Source organism: Alicycliphilus denitrificans K601 (assembly GCF_000204645.1).
In the GTDB taxonomy this organism is placed as follows: domain Bacteria; phylum Pseudomonadota; class Gammaproteobacteria; order Burkholderiales; family Burkholderiaceae_C; genus Alicycliphilus; species Alicycliphilus denitrificans.
In genome coordinates this window covers 829,865-854,641 of sequence record NC_015422.1, presented here as the reverse complement: position 1 = coordinate 854,641, position 24,777 = coordinate 829,865, and the positions used below count along the sequence as shown (strand labels likewise).

At 66.2% G+C, this 24,777-nt stretch carries 18 protein-coding genes and 1 pseudogene; 5 read left to right on the top strand and 14 right to left on the bottom strand.

Annotation, left to right across the window (positions count from 1 at the left end):
* Nucleotides 1–39 precede the first annotated feature (39 nt).
* The 3 genes and pseudogenes from ALIDE2_RS04030 to ALIDE2_RS04020 all read right to left on the bottom strand — a co-directional run bounded on the left by ALIDE2_RS04030 (nucleotide 40) and on the right by ALIDE2_RS04020 (nucleotide 6,645).
* On the bottom strand, nucleotides 40–4,773 hold the full coding sequence (locus ALIDE2_RS04030; RefSeq protein ID WP_013721461.1) for a glutamate synthase-related protein: 4,734 nt from the start codon (nucleotides 4,771–4,773) through the stop codon (nucleotides 40–42).
* 169 nt (nucleotides 4,774–4,942) lie between these two features.
* Nucleotides 4,943–5,653, bottom strand: a complete 711-nt coding sequence (locus ALIDE2_RS04025; protein ID WP_013517746.1) for an REP-associated tyrosine transposase — start codon at nucleotides 5,651–5,653, stop codon at nucleotides 4,943–4,945.
* A gap of 66 nt (nucleotides 5,654–5,719) precedes the next feature.
* A pseudogene (locus ALIDE2_RS04020) lies at nucleotides 5,720–6,645 on the bottom strand (LysR family transcriptional regulator).
* Nucleotides 6,646–6,778: 133 nt separating this feature from the next.
* Here ALIDE2_RS04020 and ALIDE2_RS04015 point away from each other — a divergent pair.
* Both ALIDE2_RS04015 and ALIDE2_RS04010 read left to right on the top strand, forming a co-directional pair.
* Nucleotides 6,779–7,996, top strand: a complete 1,218-nt coding sequence (locus ALIDE2_RS04015) for an ABC transporter substrate-binding protein (RefSeq protein WP_013721460.1) — start codon at nucleotides 6,779–6,781, stop codon at nucleotides 7,994–7,996.
* 14 nt (nucleotides 7,997–8,010) lie between these two features.
* Nucleotides 8,011–9,516 carry a CoA-acylating methylmalonate-semialdehyde dehydrogenase gene (locus ALIDE2_RS04010; RefSeq protein WP_013517743.1) on the top strand — a complete coding sequence of 502 codons (1,506 nt, stop codon included), beginning with the start codon at nucleotides 8,011–8,013 and terminating at the stop codon, nucleotides 9,514–9,516.
* Between the two features lie 115 nt (nucleotides 9,517–9,631).
* Here the strand turns inward: ALIDE2_RS04010 and ALIDE2_RS04005 are convergent, their stop codons facing one another.
* From ALIDE2_RS04005 to ALIDE2_RS03960, 10 genes are all read right to left on the bottom strand, one after another.
* Complete coding sequence (locus ALIDE2_RS04005; protein WP_013517742.1) at nucleotides 9,632–10,504, bottom strand: class I SAM-dependent methyltransferase; 873 nt, start codon at nucleotides 10,502–10,504, stop codon at nucleotides 9,632–9,634.
* A complete protein-coding gene (locus tag ALIDE2_RS04000; protein ID WP_013721459.1) occupies nucleotides 10,501–11,121 on the bottom strand; it encodes a DUF1415 domain-containing protein in 621 nt (206 codons plus the stop codon). The genes ALIDE2_RS04005 and ALIDE2_RS04000 overlap by 4 nt, the downstream gene beginning before the upstream one ends.
* A 31-nt stretch (nucleotides 11,122–11,152) precedes the next feature.
* A complete protein-coding gene (locus tag ALIDE2_RS03995) occupies nucleotides 11,153–12,325 on the bottom strand; it encodes a deoxyguanosinetriphosphate triphosphohydrolase (RefSeq protein WP_013721458.1) in 1,173 nt (390 codons plus the stop codon).
* A gap of 57 nt (nucleotides 12,326–12,382) precedes the next feature.
* Nucleotides 12,383–13,501 carry a 3-dehydroquinate synthase gene (gene aroB, locus ALIDE2_RS03990; RefSeq protein WP_013721457.1) on the bottom strand — a complete coding sequence of 373 codons (1,119 nt, stop codon included), beginning with the start codon at nucleotides 13,499–13,501 and terminating at the stop codon, nucleotides 12,383–12,385.
* A 123-nt stretch (nucleotides 13,502–13,624) separates the two neighbouring features.
* Nucleotides 13,625–15,172, bottom strand: a complete 1,548-nt coding sequence (locus ALIDE2_RS03985) for an Ig domain-containing protein (RefSeq protein ID WP_013517738.1) — start codon at nucleotides 15,170–15,172, stop codon at nucleotides 13,625–13,627.
* Nucleotides 15,173–15,193: 21 nt separating this feature from the next.
* Complete coding sequence (locus ALIDE2_RS03980; RefSeq protein ID WP_013517737.1) at nucleotides 15,194–17,335, bottom strand: type IV pilus secretin PilQ; 2,142 nt, start codon at nucleotides 17,333–17,335, stop codon at nucleotides 15,194–15,196.
* Entirely contained in the window at nucleotides 17,332–17,889 is a 558-nt protein-coding gene (locus tag ALIDE2_RS03975) for a pilus assembly protein PilP (protein ID WP_013517736.1), read from the bottom strand. Before ALIDE2_RS03975 ends, ALIDE2_RS03980 begins: the two co-directional genes overlap by 4 nt.
* Nucleotides 17,886–18,563 carry a type IV pilus inner membrane component PilO gene (locus ALIDE2_RS03970; protein WP_174764495.1) on the bottom strand — a complete coding sequence of 226 codons (678 nt, stop codon included), beginning with the start codon at nucleotides 18,561–18,563 and terminating at the stop codon, nucleotides 17,886–17,888. The genes ALIDE2_RS03975 and ALIDE2_RS03970 overlap by 4 nt, the downstream gene beginning before the upstream one ends.
* A gap of 2 nt (nucleotides 18,564–18,565) precedes the next feature.
* Nucleotides 18,566–19,177, bottom strand: coding sequence for a PilN domain-containing protein (locus ALIDE2_RS03965; protein ID WP_013517734.1), 612 nt, complete (start codon nucleotides 19,175–19,177; stop codon nucleotides 18,566–18,568).
* Nucleotides 19,174–20,253 carry a pilus assembly protein PilM gene (locus tag ALIDE2_RS03960; protein WP_041700627.1) on the bottom strand — a complete coding sequence of 360 codons (1,080 nt, stop codon included), beginning with the start codon at nucleotides 20,251–20,253 and terminating at the stop codon, nucleotides 19,174–19,176. The genes ALIDE2_RS03965 and ALIDE2_RS03960 overlap by 4 nt, the downstream gene beginning before the upstream one ends.
* A 317-nt stretch (nucleotides 20,254–20,570) precedes the next feature.
* On the opposite strand from ALIDE2_RS03960, the gene ALIDE2_RS03955 reads away from it, so the two are divergent.
* On the top strand, nucleotides 20,571–22,886 hold the full coding sequence (locus tag ALIDE2_RS03955; RefSeq protein ID WP_013517732.1) for a penicillin-binding protein 1A: 2,316 nt from the start codon (nucleotides 20,571–20,573) through the stop codon (nucleotides 22,884–22,886).
* Between the two features lie 6 nt (nucleotides 22,887–22,892).
* Here the strand turns inward: ALIDE2_RS03955 and cyaY are convergent, their stop codons facing one another.
* The gene (gene cyaY, locus ALIDE2_RS03950; RefSeq protein ID WP_013721456.1) at nucleotides 22,893–23,222 is read right to left on the bottom strand and encodes an iron donor protein CyaY; all 330 of its coding nucleotides are present in this window, start codon (nucleotides 23,220–23,222) and stop codon (nucleotides 22,893–22,895) included.
* A gap of 12 nt (nucleotides 23,223–23,234) precedes the next feature.
* Here cyaY and lptM point away from each other — a divergent pair, with 12 nt between their 5' ends.
* Complete coding sequence (gene lptM, locus ALIDE2_RS25405) at nucleotides 23,235–23,447, top strand: LPS translocon maturation chaperone LptM (protein WP_013517730.1); 213 nt, start codon at nucleotides 23,235–23,237, stop codon at nucleotides 23,445–23,447.
* Nucleotides 23,444–24,733, top strand: a complete 1,290-nt coding sequence (gene lysA / locus ALIDE2_RS03945; protein ID WP_013517729.1) for a diaminopimelate decarboxylase — start codon at nucleotides 23,444–23,446, stop codon at nucleotides 24,731–24,733. The genes lptM and lysA overlap by 4 nt, the downstream gene beginning before the upstream one ends.
* Nucleotides 24,734–24,777: the final 44 nt, after the last annotated feature.

Here is a 24,777-nt window from a genome sequence, read left to right as displayed (position 1 = left end):
ATCGTGGTGTCCTTGTTCGTGTCGGTCTGAAAGGCGGGCTTACTTGGCGGCTACCGCTTCATTTTTGCTAGCTGCTTGCGCAGGTGTGGCCTGCTCCTCAAGCACTTTCCGCTCATACATCTCGACCAGGGCGCGCTTGTACTCGGTGGGGAAGACCTTGACGAAGCGGCTGCGCGCGGCGGCCCAGTTGTCCAGCAGGTCGCGCGCGCGGCGGCTACCGGTGTAGCGGCTGTGGGCCTCCAGCAGCTTCTTGAGCTGCTCCTCGTCGGTCTGGCCGCGGTGCCAGTGGCCGGGGTCCACGCTGGCGACCTGCTCGTCGGCGGGCAGGATGCGCTCGAGCGCCACCATGGACAGGTTGCAGCGGCCGTCGAAGCGCCCGTCCTCGTCGTAGACGTAGGCCACGCCGCCGCTCATGCCCGCGGCGAAGTTGCGTCCCGTCCTGCCGAGCACCACCACGGTGCCGCCGGTCATGTATTCGCAGCCGTGGTCGCCCACGCCCTCGACCACCGCCGTGGCGCCCGACAGGCGCACGGCGAAGCGCTCGCCCGCGACGCCCGCGAAGAAGGCCTCGCCGCTGGTGGCGCCGAACATCACGGTGTTGCCGACGATGGTGTTGGCCGTCGACTCGCCGCGGAACTCGTGGCTCGGCCGCACGATGATGCGCCCGCCCGACAGGCCCTTGCCCGTGTAGTCGTTGGCCTCTCCGGTCAGGTTCAGCGTGATGCCCTTGCACAGGAAGGCGCCGAAGGACTGGCCGCCCGTGCCCTCGAAGTGGATGCGGATGGTGTCGTCGGGCAAGCCCTCGGGGTGCGCCTTGGTCACCGCGCCCGAGAGCATGGCGCCGACCGAGCGGTTCACGTTGCGCGCCACTTCCATGAGGCGCACGTTCTCGCCGTGCTGTATGGCGGGCTGGCAACGCTCGATGAGCTTCACGTCCAGCGCCTTCTCCAGACCATGCTCCTGCGCCTCGACGTGGTGGCGTGCTACGTCGGAGGGCGCCTGCGGCTGTGCGAACAGGCGCGAGAAGTCCAGGCCCTGGGCCTTCCAGTGCGCGAGGCCCTTGCGCGTGTCGAGCAGATCGGTGCGGCCGATGAGCTCGTCGAATGTGCGCACGCCCAGCTGCGCCATGATCTGGCGCGCCTCCTCGGCGACGAAGAAGAAGTAGTTCACCACATGCTCGGGCTTGCCCGAGAACTTGGCGCGCAGCACCGGGTCCTGCGTGGCCACGCCCACGGGGCAGGTGTTGAGGTGGCACTTGCGCATCATGATGCAGCCCTCGACGACCAGAGGCGCGGTGGCGAAGCCGAACTCGTCGGCACCCAGCAGCGCGCCGATGACCACGTCGCGCCCGGTCTTCATCTGCCCGTCGGCCTGCACGCGGATGCGCCCGCGCAGGCGGTTCAGGACCAGCGTCTGCTGCGTCTCGGCCAGGCCGATCTCCCACGGGCTGCCCGCGTGCTTGATGGACGACCAGGGCGAGGCGCCCGTGCCGCCGTCATGGCCCGCGATGACCACGTGGTCGCTTTTGCACTTGGCCACGCCCGCGGCGATGGTGCCCACGCCCACCTCGGACACGAGCTTGACCGAGATGCCGGCGTGCGGCGCCACGTTCTTCAGGTCGTGGATGAGCTGCGCGAGGTCCTCGATGGAGTAGATGTCGTGATGCGGCGGCGGGCTGATCAGGCCCACGCCGGGCACGCTGTAGCGCAGCTGGCCGATGTACTCGGACACCTTGCCGCCGGGCAGCTGGCCGCCCTCGCCGGGCTTGGCGCCCTGGGCCATCTTGATCTGGATCTGGTCGGAGGACGACAGGTACTCCGCCGTCACGCCGAAGCGCCCCGAGGCCACCTGCTTGATCCGCGAGCGCAGGCTGTCGCCATCCTGCAGCGCTATGTCGGCCGCGACCTTGTCGGCGCCGATGACGGACGCCAGCGTCTCACCCTGCACGATGGGGATGCCCTTGAGCTCCTTGCGGTAGCGCGCCGGGTCCTCGCCGCCCTCGCCCGTGTTGCTCTTGCCGCCGATGCGGTTCATGGCCACGGCCAGCGTGGCGTGCGCCTCGGTGCTGATCGAGCCAAGCGACATGGCGCCCGTGGCGAAGCGCTTGACGATCTCCTTGGCGGGCTCCACCTCGTCGATCGGGATGGCCTTGGCCGGGTCGAACTTGAACTCGAACAGGCCGCGCAGCGTCATGTGGCGGCGGCTCTGGTCGTTGATGATCTGCGCGTACTCCTTGTAGGTCGAGAAGTTGCCGCCGCGCGTGGCGTGCTGCAGCTTGGCGATGGCGTCGGGCGTCCACATGTGCTCCTCGCCGCGCGCACGCCAAGCGTACTCGCCACCGGTCTCCAGCATGGTCTCGAGCACCGGATCGTCGCCGAATGCGGCTACGTGGGTGCGGATGGCCTCCTCGGCGATCTCGAACACGCCGATGCCCTCCACGCGGCTCGCGGTGCCCGTGAAGTACTTGGCCACGGTGTCGCTGTTCAGGCCCACGCACTCGAACAGCTGCGCGCCGCAGTAGCTCATGTAGGTGGACACGCCCATCTTGGACATGATCTTGGACAGGCCCTTGCCCACCGCCTTGATGTAGTTGTAGATGGCCTTGTCGGCGGACAGCGCGCCGGGCAGGTCCTGGTGCATGTCCACCAGCGTCTCCAGCGCCAGGTAGGGGTGCACGGCCTCGGCGCCGTAGCCCGCGAGCACGGCGAAGTGGTGCACCTCGCGCGCCGTGCCGGTCTCCACCACCAGGCCGGTGGTGGTGCGCAGGCCCTCGCGCACCAGGTGCTGGTGGATGGCCGACAGCGCCAGCAGCGCGGGAATGGCCACCTGCGTCGCGCCCAGGTTGCGGTCGCTGATGATGAGAATGTTGGCGCCGCCCTTGATCTCATCGACGGCCTGCGCGCACAGCGACGCCAGCTTGGCCTCCACGCCCTGCTTGCCCCAGGCGAGCGGGTAGGTGATGTCGATGGTCGCGCTCTTGAACTTGCCGTGCGTGAACTGCTCGATCTGGCGCAGCTTGGCCATGCCCTCGAAGTCCAGGATGGGCTGGTGCAGCTCCAGGCGCATTGGCGGGTTGACCTGGTTGATGTCCAGCAGGTTGGGCTTGGGGCCCACGAAGGACACCAGGCTCATCACGATGGCCTCGCGAATCGGGTCGATCGGCGGGTTGGTCACCTGCGCGAACATCTGGCGGAAGTAGTTGTACAGCGGCTTGCTGCGCTCGGAAAGCACGGCCAGCGGGCTGTCGTTGCCCATGGAGCCTATGCCCTCCTCGCCGTTGGCGGCCATGGGGGCGAGCAGGAACTTGATGTCCTCCTGCGTGAAGCCGAAGGCCTGCTGGCGGTCGAGCAGCGGCAGCGCGGACGGCGCCGGGGCCTGCAGGCCAGCCGGCACCTGGACGCTGTCGAGCTTGATGCGCAGGTTCTCGATCCACTGCTTGTAGGGCTTGGTGTTGACGATGTTGGCCTTGAGCTCGTCGTCCTCGATCAGGCGGCCCTGCTCCAGGTCGATGAGCAGCATCTTGCCCGGCTGCAGGCGCCATTTGCGCAGCACGCGGCTGTCGGGCACGGGCAGCACGCCGGCCTCGGAGGCCAGGATCACCAGGTCGTCGTCCGTCACCACGTAGCGCGAGGGGCGCAGGCCGTTGCGGTCCAGCGTGGCGCCGATCTGGCGGCCGTCGGTGAACACGATGGAGGCCGGGCCGTCCCAGGGTTCGATCATCGCGGCGTGATACTCGTAGAACGCGCGGCGGCGCTCGTCCATGGACTCGTGCTGCTCCCAAGGCTCGGGGATCATCATCATCACGGCCTGGCTGATCGGGTAGCCGGCCATGGTCAGCAGCTCCAGGCAATTGTCGAACGTGGCGGTGTCGGACTGGCCCGCGAAGCTGATCGGGTAGAGCTTCTTCAGGTCCTCGCCCAGCACGGGCGAGGCCATCACGCCCTCGCGCGCCAGCATCCAGTTGTAGTTGCCGCGCACGGTGTTGATCTCGCCGTTGTGCGCCACGTAGCGGTAGGGGTGGGCGAGAGGCCACTCGGGGAAGGTGTTCGTCGAGAAGCGCTGGTGCACCAGGCCGATGGCCGAGACGCAGCGCTCGTCGGCCAGGTCCAGGTAGTACTCGCCCACCTGCGCCGCCAGCAGCAGGCCCTTGTAGACCACGGTGCGGCTGCTCATGCTGGGCACGTAATACTCTTTGCTGTGCTTGAGCCCGAGGCTCTGGATCGCGGCGCTGGCGGTCTTGCGGATCACGTAGAGCTTGCGCTCCAGCGCATCCTGCACGATCACGTCGGCCCCGCGGCCTATGAACACCTGGCGCAGGATGGGCTCCTTCTCGCGCACGGTGGGCGACATGGGCATGTCGCGGTTCACCGGCACGTCGCGCCAGCCCAGCAGCACCTGGCCCTCGGCCTTGATGGCGCGTTCGAGCTCCTGCTCGCAGGCCAGGCGCGAGGCGTGCTCCTTGGGCAGGAAGACCATGCCCACGCCGTACTCGCCCGCCGGGGGCAGCTCCACGCCCTGCCCGGCCATCTCCTCGCGGTAGAGCTGGTCGGGGATCTGGATCAGGATGCCCGCGCCGTCGCCCATGAGCTTGTCGGCCCCCACGGCGCCGCGGTGGTCGAGGTTCTCGAGGATCTTGAGCGCGCCGGTCACGATGTCGTGGCGCTTCACGCCCTTGATGTGGGCCACGAAGCCCAGGCCGCAGGCATCGTGTTCGTTACTGGAGGCATACAGGCCATGCTGTTGCAGGTGCTGGATCTCGGCAGCCTTGGTCATCGCGCGCTTTCTCAAAATATCGCAGGGAGGCGCAGAGTAGCGCATGGCTTCATGCATTGCAAGCATATTAATTGGGGTCAGATTCCAATTAAACGCTGCATTTTGCATATTTTTAAAAATTAGGGACACATCAAATTGGATAGTGCTTTCCCCTTGTACAGAAAAGGCTTCAGTCCAGTTTGGTGGTGTCTTCCGCTGCCGCCGCGGGACGCCCGGGCCGGGCCTTGGTCACGCGGCGTGGCGATTTTTTTTGCAATTCCGCTACGAAATCGGCGCCGCCCAGCGCCCAGCCGCGCAGCGTCGCGTCGGTCAGCGCGGCCTGCTCGGCGCCGGCTATGCCGGCCTGCACCAGTTCGGCGTAGGCGGCCTCGCGCGCGAACGGCGTGTTGCCCAGCGCCCAGTACAGCGTATGCGGCGTGACCAGCTTGTCGCTGCGCTGACCCAGGTAGTGGGCGTGGCTGGACCAGGGCCAGGCCAGCGGCTGCGCCACCATACCGGCGCGCACCGGGTTGAGGTCGATGTAGGCCATGCAGGCAAGCAGGTAGCGCTCGGTCTCTATCAGCGTGGAGCGGTAGCGCCCCTCCCACAGCGTGCCGCTGCGACCGTGGCGGTCGTTGAAATAGCGCACGTAGCTGCGGCCCACGGCCTGCATCATCTGGGGCAGCGTATCGGCCGTGGCGGGCGTGGCCAGCAGGTGGAAGTGGTTGTCCATGAGCACGTAGGCATGGACGGCGACGCGGAACTTCTGCGCGCTCTCGGCCAGCAGCGCCAGCATGGTCTCGAAGTCCTGCCGGTCGACGAAGATGGCCTGGCGGTTGTTGCCGCGCTGGATGACATGGTGCGGGTAGCCCGCGAGGGTGAGGCGGGGCAGGCGGGCCATGGCGGGCTCCTTGGCAAGATGGGAGCGCAATTTTAATTGGAATCCGACCCCAATTAACGACCCCAATTAGACCCTCTGCCAGACGGGCGCATCGCCCAGCAGGAAGGGCTGGTTGCACTCCACGAGCTCGCGCAGGTAGTCCCACAGCGCGCGCACCCGGGCGAGTTCGCGCCGGTCCGCTGGCGCGGCGAGCCAGAAGGTGCGCAGTACGTCGACCTCATGGGGGAGCACCGGCTCCAGCTCGGCGCATTGCGCGGCCATGAAGCAGGGCAGCACGGCCAGACCGCGTCCCTCGCGCACCGCGTTGTACTGGGCCACCACGCTGGTGCTGCGCAGGGACATGGGCGCGTCGGGCATGATGGAAGTCAGGTAGCGCAGTTCCTGGCTGAACACCAATTCCTCCACGTAGCCGAAGAACCGGTGCGCAGCAAGGTCCCGTAGCCGCCGGATCGGCGGCTGGCCCTGCAGGTAGCTCCTGCTGGCATACAGCCGCAGGCGGTAGTCGGTGAGCTTGCTGCACACCTGACCGCTCCTTTGAGGGCGCTCGATGTTGACCGCTGGTCGGCCTCGCGCTGCGAGAGGTTGATGAAGCGCGGCACGATGAGCAGCTCCACTTGTATCCCCGGGTGGCGGTCGCAGAAATAGCTCAGGTGGGGCGCAAGGAAGAAGCTGCCGAAGCCCTCCGTCGCGCCCAGCCGCACGTGGCCGGTGAGCATGTGGCTGTCGCCGCCTATGTCCTCCCCCACCAGCACCATGGAGCTTTCCATGCGCTCCACATGCTCCAGCAGGCGCTGCCCCGCGGGCGTGAGCAGGTGGCCCGCCGGCGTGCGCTCGAACAGCTGCGCGCCCAGTTCCTTTTCCAGGCGGTGCAGGCGCCGGGTGATGGTGGAGTGGTCCACCTCCATGCGCCGGGCGGCCTCCTGCGCCGACTGCGCGCGCACCACGGCGAGGAACAGGCGCAGGTTGTCCCAGTTGATGCGGTCTATGGCCATGGCAAGGATAGTGGTGCAAATTTGCAATGAGCATATGCCCAAATCTCCTATCTCCTTGCATAACTGTTGGCTTAGAGTGGCCCGCGGCCTGGCGCTGGGCCATGGCCGCAACAGATCACCAGGAGACACATTCATGCGACCCATGCGACATTCCCTCGCCCTTGCCGCGCTGGCGCTCTGCGCCGGGGCGCAAGCCCAGATTTCCGACGACGTGGTCAAGATCGGCGTGCTGACCGACATGGCGGGCCCCTACTCGGGCATGGGCGGCGCGGGCTCGGTGGTGGCCGCGAAGATGGCCATCGACGATTGCCTGAAGGCCGAATGCAAGGGCATGAAGATCGAGGTGGTGAGCGCCGACCACCAGAACAAGGCCGACATCGCCGCCACCAAGGCGCGCGAATGGCTGGACCGCGACAAGGTCGATGCCCTGGCCGACCTCACCAACTCCGCCGGTGCCCTGGCGGTGCAGAAGCTGATCAAGGAAAAGGGCGGCATCGCCATGTACAGCGGCCCCGCCACCACGCGCCTGACCGACGAGGACTGCGCCGAGAACGGCTTCCACTGGATGTTCGACACCTACTCCTCCGCCTCCGGCGCGGCCGCCGCGCTGACCAGGAACGGCGACAAGAGCTGGTTCTTCGTGACCGTGGACTACGCCTTCGGCCATTCGCTGGAAAAGGACGCCTCGGACATGGTCAAGGCCAACGGCGGCACGGTGCTGGGCAGCGTGCGCCACCCGCTGAACGCGAGCGATTTCTCGTCCTTCATCCTGCAGGCGCAGAACTCCAAGGCCCAGGTGATCGGCCTGGCCAACGGCGCGCAGGACACGGTGAACGCCATCAAGGCGGCGCGCGAGTTCGGCATCGGCACGGGCAAGAGCGGGCAGAAGGTGGCGTCGCTGCTGATGTTCCTGACCGACGTGCACTCGCTCGGCCTGAAGCAGGCGCAGGGCCTGATGTTCTCCGAGGGCTTCTACTGGGACATGGACGACAAGACGCGCGCCTTCTCCACCCGCTTCGAGAAGCTGCACAAGGGCTTCAAGCCGACCATGGTGCAGGCCGGCGTGTACTCCAGCGTGCGGCACTACCTGAAGTCGGTGGCCGCGGCCAAGACCGACGACTGGAAGACGGGGGCGCAGAAGATGCGCGAACTGCCCATCGACGACCCGGTGATGCGCAACGCCAGCATCCGCCCCGACGGCCGCGTGATCCACGACATGTATCTGTTCCAGGTGAAGGCCCCCGGCGAGTCCAAGGGCCCGTGGGACTACTACAAGACCGTGAGCACCATCCCCGCGCAGATCGCCTTCAAGCCGCTGGCCCAGTCGGCCTGCCCGCTGGTGAAGAAGTAAACCCTGGAAGCACCATGACCCAACCCACCACCCTCCACCATTTCATTGGCGGCAAGCCCTACCCTTCCAAGTCCGCCGAGTGGCGCGACGTGACCAACCCCGCCACGCAGGAAGTCGTGGCGCGCGTGCCCTTCGCCACGCGCGAGGAGGTCGAGCTGGCCGTGGCGAATGCGCAAGAGGCCTTCCAGACCTGGCGTGAAACTTCGCTGTCCGCGCGCATGCGCATCATGCTCAAGCTCCAGCACCTGATCCGCGAACACCAGGCCGAGATCGCCCAGCTCATCACACGTGAGCACGGCAAGACCCTGCCCGACGCCGAGGGCGAGGTGGGCCGCGGCCTGGAGGTGGTGGAGCACGCCTGCTCCATCACCACGCTGCAGCTCGGCGAGATCGCCGAGAACGCCGCCACGGGCGTGGACGTGTACAACCTGCTGCAGCCCCTGGGCGTGGGCGCGGGCATCACGGCGTTCAACTTCCCCGTGATGCTGCCCTGCTTCATGTTCCCCATGGCGATCGCCTGCGGCAACACCTTCGTGCTCAAGCCCTCGGAGCAGGACCCCAGCTCCACCATGCGCCTCGTCGAGCTGGCGCACGAGGCCGGCGTGCCGCCGGGCGTGCTCAACGTCATCCACGGCGGACCCGAGGTGGCCGACATGCTCTGCGACCACCCGGACATCAAGGCGCTTTCGTTCATCGGCTCCACGCACGTGGGCACGCACATCTACCGCCGCGCGAGCGAGGCCGGCAAGCGCGTGCAGTCGATGATGGGCGCCAAGAACCACTGCGTGGTCATGCCCGACGCGCCCAAGGAGCACGCGCTCAACAACCTGCTGGGCTCGGCCTTCGGCGCCGCGGGCCAGCGCTGCATGGCCAACTCGGTCGCCGTCTTCGTGGGCGCCGCGCGCGACTGGCTGCCCGAACTGGTCGCCAAGTCCAAGGCCATGAAGGTCGGCCCCGGCACCGACCGCAGCGCCGACCTGGGCCCGCTGGTCAATCCGCGCGCCAAGCAGCGCGTGCTGGGCCTGATCGACTCCGGCGTGGCGCAAGGAGCGAAGCTGCTGCTGGACGGCCGCGCCTGCACCGTGCCCGGCTACGAGCAAGGCAACTTCGTCGGCCCCACGGTCTTCGCGGATGTGACCGACCAGATGGACATCTACCAGCAGGAGATCTTCGGCCCCGTGCTCAACGTGGTCTGCGTGGACACGCTGGAGGATGCCATCGCCTTCATCAACCGCAACCCCAACGGCAACGGCACCTCCATCTTCACCAGCAGCGGCTGGGCCGCGCGCAAGTTCCAGCACGACATCAACGTGGGGCAGGTGGGCATCAACGTGCCCATCCCCGTGCCCGTGGCCTACTTCAGCTTCACGGGCTCGCGCGCCTCCAAGCTTGGCGACCTGGGCCCGAACGGCAAGCAGGCCGTGCAGTTCTGGACGCAGACCAAGACCGTCACGGCCCGCTGGTACGAGGACCACGGCAGCAGCAGCGACGCGGTGAACACCACCATCACGATGAAGTAAGTGAAGTGAGTGAAGTGAGCGCGTAGCGCTACGCTTTGAGGAGCTGCCAGCGCTTGCTATTCCGGTGTTCTAGATGAATTTCATTCTAGAAATGAGGAATGACAAGCGCTGGCAGCTATTCTTTTTGATCCAGCCCGAAGCGCCCCGCCAGCGCCTGCGCGAGCCCGAACTCCTCCAGGATCGCCGCCAGCCGCTCGCTCGCGCTGCGTTTCTTCTGCCCCGTGTAGCGCGCCAGGATCAGCTCGTTCTTCAGGCTGTGCTCCCAGCCCACGAGCTCCGTCACCGTGACCTGGTAGCCCGACGCCTCCAGATGCAGGCAGCGCAGCACGTTGGTGATCTGGCTGCCCAGCTCGCGCGTGTGGATGGGGTGGCGCCACAGCTCGGCCAGCGGCGTGCGCGACAGGCTCAGGGCCTTCGTCTGGCGCAGGCAGGCCGCCACCTCGGCCTGGCAGCAGGGCACGAGCACCATGAAGCGCGCGTGCTTGCGCAGGCCGAAGGCGATCGCGTCGTCCGTGGCCGTGTCGCAGGCGTGCAGCGCGGTCACGATGTCGAAGCGCTCGGGCAGATCCGCGGTTTCGGCAGCGTCGGCCACGGACATATCGAGGAAGCGCATGCGCCCGAAGCCCAGCCGCGCGGCCAGCTCGCGCGAGCGCTGCACCAGCTCGGCGCGCCACTCGATGCCGTAGATCTCGCCGCGCCCGAGCGGCTTGAAGAACAGGTCGTACAGGATGAAGCCCAGGTACGACTTGCCCGCGCCATGGTCGGCCAGCAGCGGCGCGTGGCCGTCCTGCGCCAGCTCCTGCAGCAGCGGCTCGATGAACTGGTAGAGGTGGTAGACCTGCTTGAGCTTGCGCCGCGAGTCCTGGTTGAGCCGCCCCTCGCGCGTGAGGATGTGCAGCTCCTTGAGCAGTTCGACGGACTGGCCGGGGCGCAGCTCGGCCAGCACGGCCGCCTGCGCCGCGTCGGCCCTGGACGGCGCGCGGCTCATGCGCCGCCCTTGCGGCCGTGGTCCACGGGGCAGCGCGGGCCCACATCCAGCGCTTTCCAGCCTTCGGCGCCCAGGCGCTCCAGCACCTCGATGTTGCGCTCGAAAATCTCCTCGGCCTCGGGGAAGGCCTCCACCGCGCGATCGATGCTCTCCTCGCGCAGCAGGTGCAGCGTGGGGTACGGCGCGCGGTTCGTGCAGTTGCTCACGTCGTCGGCAAGCGTGCCCTCGAACTGGAAGCGCGGATGGAACGATGCCACCTGCAGAATGCCCGCCAGGTCCATCGCCTCGACGAGCTCGTCGGCCAGCTCCAGGAAGTCGTTAAAGTCCAGGAAGTCGGGCATGGTCAGCGGCGCCATGAGCAGCGTGGTGTCGCGCTTGTCGGGCGACGCCTCGGCCAGCGCCTCCAGCTCGCGCTGAAGGTCCTCCAGCAGCGCACGCGTATCGGTCGCGTGGCTCACTACGTAGTGGATCTGGCCCTTGGTGTGCACGCTCTTGGCGAAGGGGCACAGGTTCAGGCCGATGACGGCGCGCTCCAGCCAGCGCACCGTGTCCTGCACCACCACGGCGTCGTCGCAGGCGGATGGGCTGGGCTGGTCGGGGGTGGGTGCGGTGGTCATGGTGCGGCTCGTTCCGTCGAAGGGGCAGGCATTATCGTCCCAGCAGGCGCCGGCCCGTGAGCCGCTCGTGCTCGCGCGCCGCGAAGCGGTCCGTCATGCCGGCGATGAAATCCGCCACCGTGCGGGCGCGCTGCTGCGCATCGCCCTCCAGCGCCGAGGCGGCCTGGGCGGGCGGCATCTCGCGCGGGTCGGCTTGGTAGATGGAGAACAGCTCGCGCACCACCTGGCGCGCGCGGTCGGTGGTCTGCACCACCTGGGGGTGGCGGTACAGCTCGCGGAAAAGAAAGCGCTTGAGCACCTGCGACTGCGCGCGCATGTCCGGCGAGAACTCCACCAGCGCCGGCATGCCGCGCACGGCGTCCACGTCGGCCGGCGCATGCGCGGCCAGGGCTGCGCGCGTGGCGTCGATCACGTCGTAGACCTGGTCGCTGAGCATGCGGCGTATGGCCTCGGCCAGCAGCCGGCGCTGCCCCGCGGGCGCCGCCAGGTGCGGGTACTCGGCCTCGGCCCGGGCGCGGTAGCGGTCGAACAGCGGCACGTCGCGCAGCTGCGCCAGCGTGATCAGGCCCGAGCGCACGCCGTCGTCGATGTCGTGCGCGTTGTAGGCGATCTCGTCGGCCAGGTTGCACAGCTGGGCCTCCAGGCTGGGCTGTCGCCCCAGCAGGAAGCGCCGGCCCACGCCGCCGGGCTCGCGCGCCTCCAGCAGCTCGGCGTTGCGCCGCGAGCAGTGCTTGAGGATGCCCTCGCGCGTCTCGAAGGTCAGGTTGATGCCGTCGTACTGCGGGTAGCGCTCTTCCAGCCGGTCCACCACGCGCAGGCTCTGCAGGTTGTGCTCGAAGCCGCCAAAGTCCTGCATGCACTCGTTGAGCACGTCCTGCCCCGCATGGCCGAAGGGCGTGTGCCCCAGGTCGTGCGCAAGGCACACGGCCTCCACCAGGTCCTCGTTCAGCCGCAGCGAGCGCGCAATGGAACGCCCCAGCTGCGCCACCTCCAGCGAATGCGTGAGCCGCGTGCGGAACAGGTCGCCCTCGTGGTTCAGGAACACCTGCGTCTTGTAGACCAGCCGCCGGAAGGCCGTGGAATGCACGATGCGATCGCGGTCGCGCTGGTACTCCGTGCGCGTGGGCGCGGGCGGCTCGGGGTGCCGGCGCCCGCGGCTGCGTCCCGGGTGGCAGGCATGGGGCGCGAGCGCGGAATCAAGCATCGAATTGGCCAACAAGGATTTACCGACAAGCGCTGGCCACTATCGCAAACATAGCATTCATGCCGCCGCGCAGCATTGGGCGATCACCTCGCGCACCAGCGCATCGGGCGCTGTCCGCATGATGGCCTTGCCCGGCCCGTCGATCAGCACGAAGCGGATCTCGCCGCCTTCCGCTTTCTTGTCCACACGCATCAGCTCCAGGTAGCGGCCCGCGTTGTCCTGCGCGTCCAGCACCGGCCCGCGCGTGGGCAGGCCCGCACGCGCGATCAGGCGCGTGAGGCGCTGGGTGAATGCCTCATCGACCAGCCCCAGGCGCCGCGACAGCTCCGCCGCCATCACCATGCCCGCCGCCACACCCTCGCCATGCAGCCACACTCCGTAGCCCATGCCCGCCTCGATCGCATGGCCAAAGGTGTGGCCGAAGTTCAGGATGGCGCGCAGGCCCGCCTCGCGCTCGTCCGCGCCCACCACCGCAGCCTTGATCTCGCAGCTGCGCCGCACCGCATGCGCCAGCGCCTGGCGCTCGCGCGCGAGCAGCGCGTCCATGTGCTCCTCCAGCCAGCCGAACAGCTCCATATCGGCGATCGGCCCGTACTTGATCACCTCCGCCAGCCCCGCCGCCAGCTCGCGCGCGGGCAGCGTGTCGAGCGTCGCAAGGTCGCATACCACCAGCCGCGGCTGGTAGAACGCGCCGATCATGTTCTTGCCCAGCGGGTGGTTGATGGCGGTCTTGCCCCCCACGGAAGAATCCACCTGCGCCAGCAGCGTGGTAGGCACCTGTACGAAGGGCACGCCACGCATGTAGCAGGCGGCGGCAAAGCCCGTCATGTCGCCGATCACGCCGCCGCCCAGGGCATAGAGCACCACCTTGCGGTCGCAGCCGTGGGTGAGCAGCGCGTCGAAGATCAGGTTGAGGGTCTGCCAGTTCTTGTGCTCCTCGCCGTCGGGCAGCGCCACCGTGTGCACCACCGGGTAGCGCCCTGCCAGCGCCTCGACCAAGGCTTTCTCGTAAAGCGGTTGCACCGTGTCATTGGTCACGATCAGCGCGGCGGTCCCCGAGGGCAGCGCCTTGTGAGCAGCCAGTCCGGCGAGCAGGGCGGAGCCGATGTCGATGTCGTAACTGCGGTCGCCCAGGACGATGCGAACGCCTTCTATTGGAGGAGTGGACTGCTTCATTACACCGATTTTCCGATTGGCAAAAAAAATCCCCAGACACGCTGGGGATGGCTTCTCAAGCCAGAGGGCTAACCCTTGAGCGGCCCGGAATAGCTATGGTACATCGGACCTGGGGGGCTGCGATTATGAGCACGACCCCGTCACCGTCAACGACACTTGACGCGTCACGTTCGTAACCCCCTTCGTCGCCGTAACGAAGAAGGTATATGTCCCGGTGTCGCCCGGATCAGCGGGAGTGGCAGGGGCGGGGGGAACGGCGGGTACGGAATTCGTGCATGCCTTGGGAGTCCCGGAGATAAAGCCGGTGACGCCCGTGGTTCCGCTCGTGAGCCAGCTTGGCAGACCGGCGAACGACCATGTCACGCCAGGAACAGAGGCCGTGAAGGCATAGGCAAAGTTCTGCCCCCCCGGCACGTTACCCAGCGGACAGACCTGATTCAGATTGCAATTGCCGATCGCGAAGTCCTCCGGCGTCACGGCGCCGATCAGCGTCAACTTGATGGCACCCGAGTCTGCAAGTTTGTTCTTGTCCCTCACCGTCACCGTCGCCTGGTATACGCGCTCAACGTCATCCGGCGTGCCACTGAGCACACCGGTGCCCGAATCGACGGACAGTCCCTTCGGCAGGCCCGTGGCCGACCAGGTGTAGGGCGGCAGGCCGCCCTGGGCCGTCAACAGGTGGGTGTAGGAGATGGTGTTGGTCACCTGGCCCAGGTCTTCATCGCTCACGGCCAGCGCGTCGGTCTGCGCTTCGATCACCGAGATCTGGTCAATGATGGTGATCGGATCCTGGATGCCATTGCCAACGTTGTTGTCGTAACGATCAGCCGTGAATTCGAGGAATATGGGGCCCGTTTCTGCGCCGCTGACCAGCGAGAACTGCGCCACACCGCCAATCGATGGTAATTGCAGCACACCGCCGCTCAGGACGCCCGCGACCAGCCGTGCGCCGACGGCCGCATCGGTTCCGGGAAGGATGCGCACCTGCACATTCGCACCGGAACTGCTGGACACCGGCTGAATGGCGTCGTCCTGGACGAATGCCTGCATGACAACAGTGCTGGGAATGCGGGTCGCATTCCCCTGCGTTCCCATATAGCTCTGCTGCGACGGTACGAGCATCTTCACGCTTGCGGGCTTGCCGGTGGTGCCCCCGACGGTGATGTCCACGCTGGCAGAGTGCTCCTTCTTGTCCCGCGGATCCGTCACCGTGCAGACGATACGCGCAGTACCTGCCTGGTTCTTGGCGTGGAAGTGGAAAGAATTGCCGCCCGAGTTGGAGCTCAGCGTGATGCTGCGGTAGGCCTTGGGCACCTTGATCTTTCCGCCGTTGCCATCATCGACTTCTTCCTCGTGCTCCGGGTCGCCATCGAGGTAATACAAAGAGCCGGAGTCGAGCCCTCCAGCCATGTTGCAACCGAAGATTTTTTCGCCACCCGGGATGGGGCGCCCACCCTCCTGCGCCTCGACATACAGCGTGGAGGAGAAAGGCGCATACACGCCTTGGCCCACGGGGTAGCTGCTGACGTTGAGGGGCAACTGCGTCTTATCGGCACGCAGCGTGATGCTGTACGTGGAATGGGATTCCCCGCCGCTGCCGCCGCCGCCGCCGCAAGCGGAAAGCACTGCGGCAAACACCGCGGAAGTGATGATCGTCTTGGAAATTCTCATGATTCTCTTACCTTCAAACATTCAACGTACGGGCCCACGGTCGGTAATCACCTTAGGCGTAATGAAGACAAGCATTTCACGCTTGCTAGATTCCTTGGTCCGGCTCTTGAACAGATTTCCCATGACCGGCACATCGCCCAGCAGGGGAATCTTGTTTTCCTGATTGGTTTCTTCCAGTTCGAAAATGCCGCCGATCACGACGGTGCCGCCGTTCTCCACCAGCACCTGGGTCTTGATGTGCTTGGTGTCGATGGCCACACCCTGGGTCGTGCTCTCGCCGCGGCTGTCCTTGTTGACGTCCAGGTCCAGGATGATGTTGCCCTCGGGCGTGATCTGCGGAACCACCTCCAGCTTGAGCACGGCCTTCTTGAACGCGATGGTCGTGGCGCCATTGGGGGCCGTGACGGAATAGGGGTACTCGGTACCCTGTTCGATCAGGGCCTTGGTCTGGTCGGCCGTGATCAGGCGGGGGCTGGACACCACCTTGCCCTGACCGTCGGCCTCCATGGCGGACAGTTCCAGGGTCAGGAAGCGGTTGGCGGCGGAGTTGAAGATGGACAGGGCGAACGAGCCCACGCCCGTGACGTTGGACAGCGATGCGGGCAGGTTGACAAAATTCCCCCCCACGTTCACCGCATCGCCAAAGCCTGCGGAGTTGGTCGCGTTGCTGTAGTTGGTGCCCCAGGCGGCACGGTTGCCCCCGCCTATGCTGTAGCCGCCATCGCCCCCGCGGTTGGCTCGCAAATCCCCGCCGCCCAGGCGCACGCCCAGCGAGCGGCCGAAGGTGTCGCGCGCCTCGACGATGCGCGCCTCGATCATGACCTGGCGCACGGGCACGTCCAGCGTCAGCAGCAGCTTGCGCACCTCCTCCAGCTTGGCGGGTGTGTCCGTGACGAACAGCTGGTTGGTGCGCGGCTCGGCGATTGCGCTGCCACGCTCGGACAGGAAGCGCGTGGCAGAGCCGGAGCCGCCGCCGGACGAGGCACTGGTGGTTAGCTGTATCACCATATCCGCGGCCTTGGCGTAGTTCAGCTGGTAGGCCTGCGTGCGCAGCGGCTCGAGCTTCTGGATGGCCAGCGCCGCCTCGTAGTCCTTCTTCGTGCGCTCGTCGATCTCATCCTTGGGCGCGATCCACAGCACCGTGCCGGACTTGCGCATGCCGAGGCCCTTGGCGTCCATGATGATCTGCAGCGCTTGGTCCCAGGGTACGTCCTTCAGGCGCAAGGTCAGCGCACCCGTCACCGTGTCGGAGGTGACGATGTTGAAGTTGGTGAAGTCCGCGATCACCTGCAGCAGCGACCGGACCTCGATATTCTGGAAGTTCAACGATAGCTTCTCGCCGGTGTAGTTCGGGCCTTGCGTCAGCTTGCTCAGATCCACCTTCTTGGGACGTATTTCCACGACGAACTGGTTGTCGCTCTGGTAAGCGCTGTGCTCCCACTCGCCGACGGACTCGATGGCCAGGCGAACGCGCTCACCCTGCTGGGTTGCGGTAATGGTTTGCACCGGCGTGCCGAAATCGGACACGTCCAGCCGCCTGCGCAGGCCCTCGGGCAGGGAGGAGCGCAGGAAGTCCACGACCAGCCCCTTGCCCTGCAGCTGCAGGTCCACGCCCACCTGGCTGCTGGGCAGCCCGACGACGATGCGGCCCGCCCCATCGGTGCCGCGGCGGAAATCCAGATCCTTCAGTGCCAGCACATCCGTGTTCTGGCTTTCGGCAAATGCCGTCGGCGATGCGCTGGGAACCCTGGCACCGCCGGTGACCGGGTCCAGCAGCACCATGACCGTCTTGCCGTGCAGTTCGGCGCGGTAGGAGGTGGGCTGCTTGAGGTTCAGGACGACGCGCGACCTTTCCCCCGCCTGCACGATGTTTGCCGACCTCACATTGCCTTGATTGATTTCGACTAGCGAACGGCCGGAGGTATTGCCGACCCCCGGAAAATCCAGCGCAATGCGTGCCGGGCTCTGGATCGAGAAACCCGTCGGCAAATCGGTCTGGGGTTCGGAAAACTCAATGCGCAGGACCTCGGCCCCGCCTTGCAGAAAACCCGTAACGGATTCGATCGTTCCTCCCGCATGCGCCGCGGTGCCCCCCAGCGCGGTCAGGATTGCAACGCCCACCGCCCAGAGATGCCGTCGCAAACGCGTTTTCTGTCGCATCATTTCCTCACCTCGTTTCCCTCTTGCAGGTCCAGTGTTGTCATGCGCTCCACCCAATCTCCCGTGGAGTCCTGGACGATCTCCCGTAAACGCATATTCGTCTCGGAAATACTGACGATCTTTCCGTAGTTCTGCCCCAGATAATTCCCCGTGCGCACCTGATACAGCAGCTTGTCGACGCTGACCAGCGCCGTGGGCACCCCGGTCTTGTTCAGGCTGCCCACCATCTTCACGGTATCGAGCGGGTAGGCCTCCAGCGGCTCCTTGCGCCTGGCCATCTCCGGCGCGATCAACGATGCGTTGGCCACCGTTTCCGACGATTCGCGGCGCAATGCCTGGGTCAGCTTCATCGGGCTGAACGGGTCCATGCCCTTGTCCCCGAAGTAGTCCTGGGGCAGGAATTGCTTGGGCTCCTTCAGCGGCGTCACCCGCGGCTTGGTAGTGGCGCGCAACTCGGCCATCCACTGGCGCAGTTCGTCCTCGTCACTGCCGCCGCAGCCCGAAAGAATCAACACCCCCGCCAACACGATGAGCTGCCTACAGCGAAAGCGCATCATTTCTTGGCTCCTTTCGCCGCCGCCTTTTGCGCCTGTATCTCCTCGGCGTCGAGATAGCGGAAGGTTCTGGCCGTCGCCTCCATGGTCAGATTGCTACCGGCATCTTTCGTGGCCGGAGCAATCGACAGATTATTCAAGGTCACGATGCGCGACAAATTGGCCACATCGGAGGCGAAGGCGCCTACGTCATGGTATTTGCCCACCACGCGAATGGAGATGGGCAGCTCGGCGTAGTAGTCCCTGACCACCACCTGGCCAGGCCGGAACAGTTCGAATTGCAGGCTGCGCCCCAGGCCTGCCTGGTTGATGTCGGACAGCAGGGCCGACATTTCCGCCTTGCTGGGCAACTGCTTTTCCAGCTGGATCACATATTGCTGGATTTGCTCGCGCTGCTTTTTGAGAGCGTCCAGGCTGACGGCCTTGACCAGCTTCTTCTGGTAATCGTCGCGCAATGTCTGCTCGGTGCTGCGCTCGGCGGTCAGCTCGTCCTGGAATTCGCTGAGCTTGAAGAACCACAGGAAGGTCGCCATGCCCGCGGCGATCAACAGGCACAGCAGCGTACGCGGCAGCACCGGCCACAGCGACGGATCCTTGGGGTCCAGGTTCTGGAACTGGCGCTGCAAATCGCCCTGCAGCTTGGCGAAGTCGAACTTCGGCGCTTTCTTCTTTGCCATGCTCATTTCCCCGCTGCCGCGTCGCTCGCAGCGTCCATGGCCTTTTGCGCCTCCGAGCTGCGCATCAGGCGGAAGCGCAGGTTGAAGGACGCGATGCGGCGCTGGTCCTTGGGCGTCAAAGCCACATTGGCGGCGACGATTTCCACCAATTCGGGCTTGGAAAACCAGGGCGTGTTGTTGGTGAGGTTGCGCAGCATCTCGGAAACCCGCTCATTGGACTGCGCCATGCCCTGCATGGTGACGACCTGGTCGACCTGTTTGAGGCTCGTCACGTACACGCCATCGGGCAATTGCTGGACCAGTTCACTGAGCAGATGGACCGGAAGATTGCGGTCGGACTGCAGATCCTCCACCGCCTTCTGGCGTGCCTGCAGTGCGGTGATCTCCTCTTCGATCGTGGCGATTTCCTTGATCTGCTGTTCCAGGACCTGGATCTCGCCGCGCAGGAAGTTGTTCTTGTCCTGCTGATCGGTGATCATCACCTGGAACCACCAGTAGATGGCCGCCGCGATGGCCAAGCCCGCCAGGGCCGAGGCCAGCATGATGGCCTGGAACGTCTCGCGCCGGCGCTTGCGGGCGGCCTCCCGGTGCGGCAGCAGGTTGATGAGAATCACTGCAGGAACCTCCGCATCGCCAGCCCGCAGGACGTCAGATACGACGGCGCCTCGCGCGCCATCCTTTTGAGGCGGACCGCGCTGCCCACCTCCATCCCTTCGAAGGGATTGATGACGCTGCAGGCAAAGCCGGTGTTCTGGGTAACGGTCTGGGTCAAGCCGAACAGCGGGGCGGAGCCGCCCGCCAGCATGATGTGGTCCACCCGGTTGTAGGGCGTGCTCGTGAAAAAGAACTGGAGCGCGCGCCCGATCTCCTGCGCAAGGCTGTCCACGAAGGGCTGCAGCACCGCCGACTGATAGTCTTCGGGCAGGTCGCCGTTGCGCTTCTTACCCTCCGCCTCTTCCTGCGAAAAGCCGTATTGGCGCACGATGAGCTGCGTCAGCTGTGCGCCGCCGAAGGCCTGGTCGCGCTCATAGAGCACGTCATCGTTGCGGATGACTTGCATGCTGGTGGTGAGCGCCCCCACCTCGAACAGGGCGACCACGCTGTCCACGCCGCGATTGGGCAGTGCCTCGATGAGGCGCCCAGCTGCCAGGCGCGCGGCATGGGACTCGATGTCGACGATGACGGGCTTGAGGCCTGCCGCCTCGGCCAGGCCCTGGCGATCCTGCACCTTTTCCTTGCGCGAGGCCGCGATCAGCACGTCCACGTCGCCGGGGGCGTTCTTGCTGGGGCCCACAACGCAGAAGTCCAGGCTCACCTCGTCGAGCGAGAACGGGATGTACTGGTTGGCCTCGGACTCCACCTGCACCTCGAGCTCCTGCTCGGTCATGCCGCCGGGCAGGGAGATTCGCTTGGTGATGACTGCCGACGGCGGCAGGGCCAGGGCCACGTTCTTCGTCCTGGTGCCGCTCTTCCTGACCAGGCGGCGCAGCGCCTCGGCCACTTCGTCGAACTTTTCGATGTTGCCATCAGTGATCCAGCCACGCTCAAGCGGCTCGATCGCGCAGCATTCGAGCACCAGCGTCCCTCCCTTATCGCGCCCCAGTTCGACCAGCTTGACGCTGGAAGAGCTGATGTCGACCCCTAGCAATGGGGCTGACTGACGACTGAACAACGACCCCATTGAGATCAAGGTGCCCCCTGTAAACCTAGCGAGACGAAGCAACAAAACTTAACACTTCACATAGATGCTATCAGCATGCTCCTACACCAGCAAAGAGTTTTACGCCCTTGATACGTCTCAGCCGTTGTCAAAAGCCGACGATTTTCCAAGGCGCCCAAGGGTATCCACCGACCCATTTCGCGCCCGGGTGCGCCCTGACCCTCACACCTGCAAACATGGGCGGGCGCCCTGGATTTTTATAATGGCCGGTTGCTTGCCGATTGAGCCCTATGCCGCATTCACGAGACAAAGCCCCCGCACCACCCCCTTCCCATGCGCCGCGCTGGATGCGCTGGCTTCTGCGCGGGCTTGCCTGGCTCGTCGGCCTTGGCGTGGCGGGCGCGCTGGCGGGCGTTCTCGTCGTGGGCGTGGGCCTGGCCATGGCCTACCCCAACCTGCCGGACGTCTCCGACCTCGCGGACTACCGCCCCAAGCTACCGCTGCGCGTGTATTCCTCCGAAGGCGCGCTGCTGGGCGAATTCGGCGAGGAGCGCCGCAACCTCACGCCCATAGAGGACATTCCGGCGGTGATGACCAACGCGGTTCTGGCCATCGAGGATGCCCGTTTCTTCCAGCATGGGGGCGTGGACTACAAGGGCGTGCTGCGTGCGGCGCTGGCTAACCTGGGGCGCGTGAAGAGCCAGGGCGCCTCCACCATCACCATGCAGGTGGCGCGCAACGTATATCTCTCGTCGGAAAAAACGCTGACGAGAAAGATATATGAAATATTGTTAACTTTTAAGCTCGAGCATTTGCTATCCAAGAACCAGATACTCGAGATTTACATGAACCAGATTTATCTGGGAAACCGCGCCTACGGGTTTGCCGCCGCGTCCGAGGCCTATTTTGGCAAGCCGCTGAAGTCCATTTCCATCGCCGAGGCCGCGATGCTGGCCGGCCTGCCCAAGGCGCCCTCGGCCTACAACCCCATCAGCAACCCCAAGCGCGCCCGCATACGCCAGCTCTACATCATCGACAGGATGCTGGAAAACGGCTTCATCACCGCCGAGCAAGCCGCCGCCGCCAAGCAGGAAGACCTCAAGCTGCGCTCATCCACCAACAGCACCCGCGTGCACGCCGAATATGTGGCCGAGATGGCGCGCCAGCTCGTGTTCTCGCAATATGGGGCCGAGGCCTATACGCGCGGCCTGAACGTCTACACCACCCTGAACGCAGGCGAGCAGGAAGCGGCCTACGCCGCCTTGCGCAAGGGCATCATGGATTACGAGCGGCGCCAGCACTACCGTGGCCCCGAACGTTTCGTGAACCTGCCCGCGTCCCCGGCCGAGGCCGAGGATGCGATCGACGACGTGCTCGCCAGCCACCCCGACAACGGCGACGTGCTGGCCGCCGTGGTGCTGGAGGCCAGCAGCAAGAAGATCGTGGCCGCACGCGCCGACGGCGAGCAGATCGAAATCACCGGCGAAGGCCTCAAGCCCGCGCAGTCGGGCCTGAGCGACAAGGCCCCGCCCAACATCAAGCTGCGCCGTGGCGCCGTCATCCGCGTGGTGCAGACCCCGAAGAAGACCTGGGAGATCACCCAGTTGCCCGAGGTCGAGGGCGCCTTCGTGGCCATGGACCCCCGCACGGGCGCCATCCACGCCCTGGTCGGCGGCTTCGACTTCGACAAGAACAAGTTCAACCACGCCACCCAAGCGTGGCGGCAGCCGGGGTCGGCCTTCAAGCCCTTCATCTATTCCGCCGCCCTCGAAAAGGGCTTCACGCCGGCCACGGTCGTCAACGACGCCCCGCTGTTCTTCAGCGCCGGCGCGACGGGCGCCCAGCCCTGGGAGCCCAAGAACTACGACGGCAAGTACGACGGCCCCATGACGCTGCGCACCGGGCTGGCGCGCTCCAAGAACGTGGTCTCCATCCGCGTGCTGCAGGCCGTGGGCCCCAAAACGGCGCAGGACTGGGTGACGCGCTTCGGCTTCGACGCGGACAAGCACCCTGCCTACCTGACCATGGCGCTCGGTGCGGGCTCGGTCACGCCCATGCAGATGGCGACGGCCTATTCGGTGTTCGCCAACGGCGGCTACCGCGTCAACCCCTACCTGGTCACGCGCGTAACCGACCACAAGGGCCGCGTCCTGTCGAACGTGCAGCCGCCGGCCACCACGGACAACCCGCGCGCCATCGATGCGCGCAACGCCTTCGTGATGGACAGCCTGCTGCAGGAGGTCACGCGCAGCGGCACGGCGGCGCGCGCGCAGGCCACGCTCAAGCGCCCCGATCTGTACGGCAAGACCGGCACCACCAACGATGCGGTGGACGCCTGGTTCGCGGGCTTCCAGCCCAGCCTGGTGGCCGTGACCTGGGTGGGCTACGACACGCCGCGCAACCTGGGCAGCCGCGAGACCGGCGGCGGCCTGGCATTGCCGATCTGGATCAGCTTCATGGACAAGGCGCTCAAAGGCGTGCCCGTGGCCGAACCCACCGTGCCCCCCGGCGTGGTGAACGTGAGCGGCGAGTGGTTCTACGAGGAATACGCGCGCAACGCGGGCGTGGCGAGCGTAGGCATGGATGCGCCCGCTCCCGCGGCGCCCGCCGTGGCACCGGCGCCTGAGGAGCGCAGCCGCATCCTGGACCTGTTCCGCAACTGAGGCCGGTCAGGCCGTGAAACGCAGCTCCTGGCCAGCCTGCCGGCTGGCATCGCGGCTCAGCGCCGCGAAGAATTCACCGTCGCCCTTGGTGTCCATCCAGCGCGCACCGTCGAAGCGGTAGTGGTAGCCGCCGGACTGCGCGGCCATCCAGACTTCGTGCAGGGGCTTTTGCAGGTTGATGACGATCTGGCTGCGGTTGCGAAAGCTGATGGTGACCATGCCGCCCGTGCGCTGGCTGTCGAGGTCCGCGTCGGTCTCCTCGTTGATGCGGTCGCAGCCCTGCTCCACCGCCAGCAGCAGTTGCTCGGCGCGGTCCATGAATTCAATGTCGGTCATTACAATTTGCTTATGTTGAGAGCTCGCCAAATTCTAGTCAGGACGATTGCCCTTGCACTGAGCGCGGCAGCCCTGGGTTGCGGCCAGCGCGGCCCGCTGTACCTGCCGACCGAACCGGCGGCGGCGCAGCGCGCCACCCTGCCCGAGACGCTCAACCCTGCCGCCTCGCGCGCCACGGCGCCCGCTGCGCCCTCCTCCGTCCCCGCATCATCGTCCCTTCCATGATTCCTTCCGTCCTGCCCGGCCAGCCCCAGCTCCACTACCGCGACCAAGCCCTCTACCTCGAAGACCGGCGCCTGTCGGACCTGGCGCGCGAGCATGGCACGCCCCTGTACGTCTACTCGCAGGCCTCCATGCTGCAGGCCCTGGCGGCCTACCAGCGCGGCTTCGCCGGGCGCAGGGTGCAGATCTGCTACGCCATGAAGGCCAACTCGTCGCTGGCCGTGCTGCAGCTGTTCGCGCAGCATGGCTGCGGCTTCGACATCGTCTCGGGCGGCGAGCTCGAGCGCGTGATGGCCGCCGGCGGCGACCCGGCCAAGGTGATCTTCTCGGGCGTGGGCAAGACCCGCGCCGAGATGCGCCAGGCGCTCGAGGCCGGCATCGGCTGCTTCAACGTCGAGAGCGAGGCCGAGCTCGAGGTGCTGAGCGAGGTCGCCCAGTCGATGGGCCTGCGCGCGCCCATCAGCATCCGCGTGAACCCGAACGTGGATGCCAAGACCCACCCCTACATTTCCACGGGCCTCAAGGGCAACAAGTTCGGCATCGCCCATGAGCGCACGCTGGATACGTACCGCCGCGCAGCGCAGCTGCCCGGCCTGCGCGTGGTGGGCATCGACTGCCACATCGGCTCGCAGATCACCGAGGAGACGCCGTACCTCGACGCCATGGACCGTCTGCTGGACCTGGTGCAGGCCATCGAGGCGGCCGGCATCGCCATCCACCACATCGACTTCGGCGGCGGCCTGGGCATCGACTACAACGGCGACACCCCGCCCGCGGCCGATGCGCTGTGGTCCAGCCTGCTGGCCAAGCTGGACGCGCGCGGCTATGGCGACCGCCTGCTCATGATCGAGCCGGGCCGCTCTTTGGTGGGCAATGCCGGCGTGTGCCTGACGCAGGTGCTGTACCTGAAGCCGGGCGAGCAGAAGAACTTCTGCGTCGTCGACGCAGCGATGAACGACCTGCCGCGCCCTGCGATGTACCAGGCCTACCACGCCATCGTGCCGCTCGATGCGGCCGCGAAGGCGCCGGAGCAGGTGTACGACGTGGTCGGCCCGATCTGCGAGAGCGGCGACTGGCTGGGCAAGGACCGCAGCCTGGCCGTGGCCGCAGGCGACATGCTGGCCGTGCTCTCCACCGGGGCCTATTGCAGTTCCATGGGCAGCACCTACAACACCCGCGCGCGCCCCGCCGAGGTGCTCGTCGATGGCGCGCAGGCCCACCTGATCCGCGCACGTGAAGGCATCAGCGACATCTTTCGCTGCGAACGCCTGATTCCGCCCAAATCTTGATGATCATCAAGCAATAACCACAATAGCGTAACTACTATTACGCT

Excerpts from the sequence above, each read along its gene's own strand:
- ALIDE2_RS04030 (WP_013721461.1), bottom strand. The coding sequence starts at position 4,773 with ATGACCAAGGCTGCCGAGATCCAGCACCTGCAACAGCATGGCCTGTAT.
- ALIDE2_RS04025 (WP_013517746.1), bottom strand. The coding sequence starts at position 5,653 with ATGGCCCGCCTGCCCCGCCTCACCCTCGCGGGCTACCCGCACCATGTC.
- ALIDE2_RS04015 (WP_013721460.1), top strand. The coding sequence starts at position 6,779 with ATGCGACCCATGCGACATTCCCTCGCCCTTGCCGCGCTGGCGCTCTGC.
- ALIDE2_RS04010 (WP_013517743.1), top strand. The coding sequence starts at position 8,011 with ATGACCCAACCCACCACCCTCCACCATTTCATTGGCGGCAAGCCCTAC.
- ALIDE2_RS04005 (WP_013517742.1), bottom strand. The coding sequence starts at position 10,504 with ATGAGCCGCGCGCCGTCCAGGGCCGACGCGGCGCAGGCGGCCGTGCTG.
- ALIDE2_RS04000 (WP_013721459.1), bottom strand. The coding sequence starts at position 11,121 with ATGACCACCGCACCCACCCCCGACCAGCCCAGCCCATCCGCCTGCGAC.
- ALIDE2_RS03995 (WP_013721458.1), bottom strand. The coding sequence starts at position 12,325 with ATGCTTGATTCCGCGCTCGCGCCCCATGCCTGCCACCCGGGACGCAGC.
- aroB (WP_013721457.1), bottom strand. The coding sequence starts at position 13,501 with ATGAAGCAGTCCACTCCTCCAATAGAAGGCGTTCGCATCGTCCTGGGC.
- ALIDE2_RS03985 (WP_013517738.1), bottom strand. The coding sequence starts at position 15,172 with ATGAGAATTTCCAAGACGATCATCACTTCCGCGGTGTTTGCCGCAGTG.
- ALIDE2_RS03980 (WP_013517737.1), bottom strand. The coding sequence starts at position 17,335 with ATGATGCGACAGAAAACGCGTTTGCGACGGCATCTCTGGGCGGTGGGC.
- ALIDE2_RS03975 (WP_013517736.1), bottom strand. The coding sequence starts at position 17,889 with ATGATGCGCTTTCGCTGTAGGCAGCTCATCGTGTTGGCGGGGGTGTTG.
- ALIDE2_RS03970 (WP_174764495.1), bottom strand. The coding sequence starts at position 18,563 with ATGGCAAAGAAGAAAGCGCCGAAGTTCGACTTCGCCAAGCTGCAGGGC.
- ALIDE2_RS03955 (WP_013517732.1), top strand. The coding sequence starts at position 20,571 with ATGCGCTGGCTTCTGCGCGGGCTTGCCTGGCTCGTCGGCCTTGGCGTG.
- cyaY (WP_013721456.1), bottom strand. The coding sequence starts at position 23,222 with ATGACCGACATTGAATTCATGGACCGCGCCGAGCAACTGCTGCTGGCG.
- lptM (WP_013517730.1), top strand. The coding sequence starts at position 23,235 with ATGTTGAGAGCTCGCCAAATTCTAGTCAGGACGATTGCCCTTGCACTG.
- lysA (WP_013517729.1), top strand. The coding sequence starts at position 23,444 with ATGATTCCTTCCGTCCTGCCCGGCCAGCCCCAGCTCCACTACCGCGAC.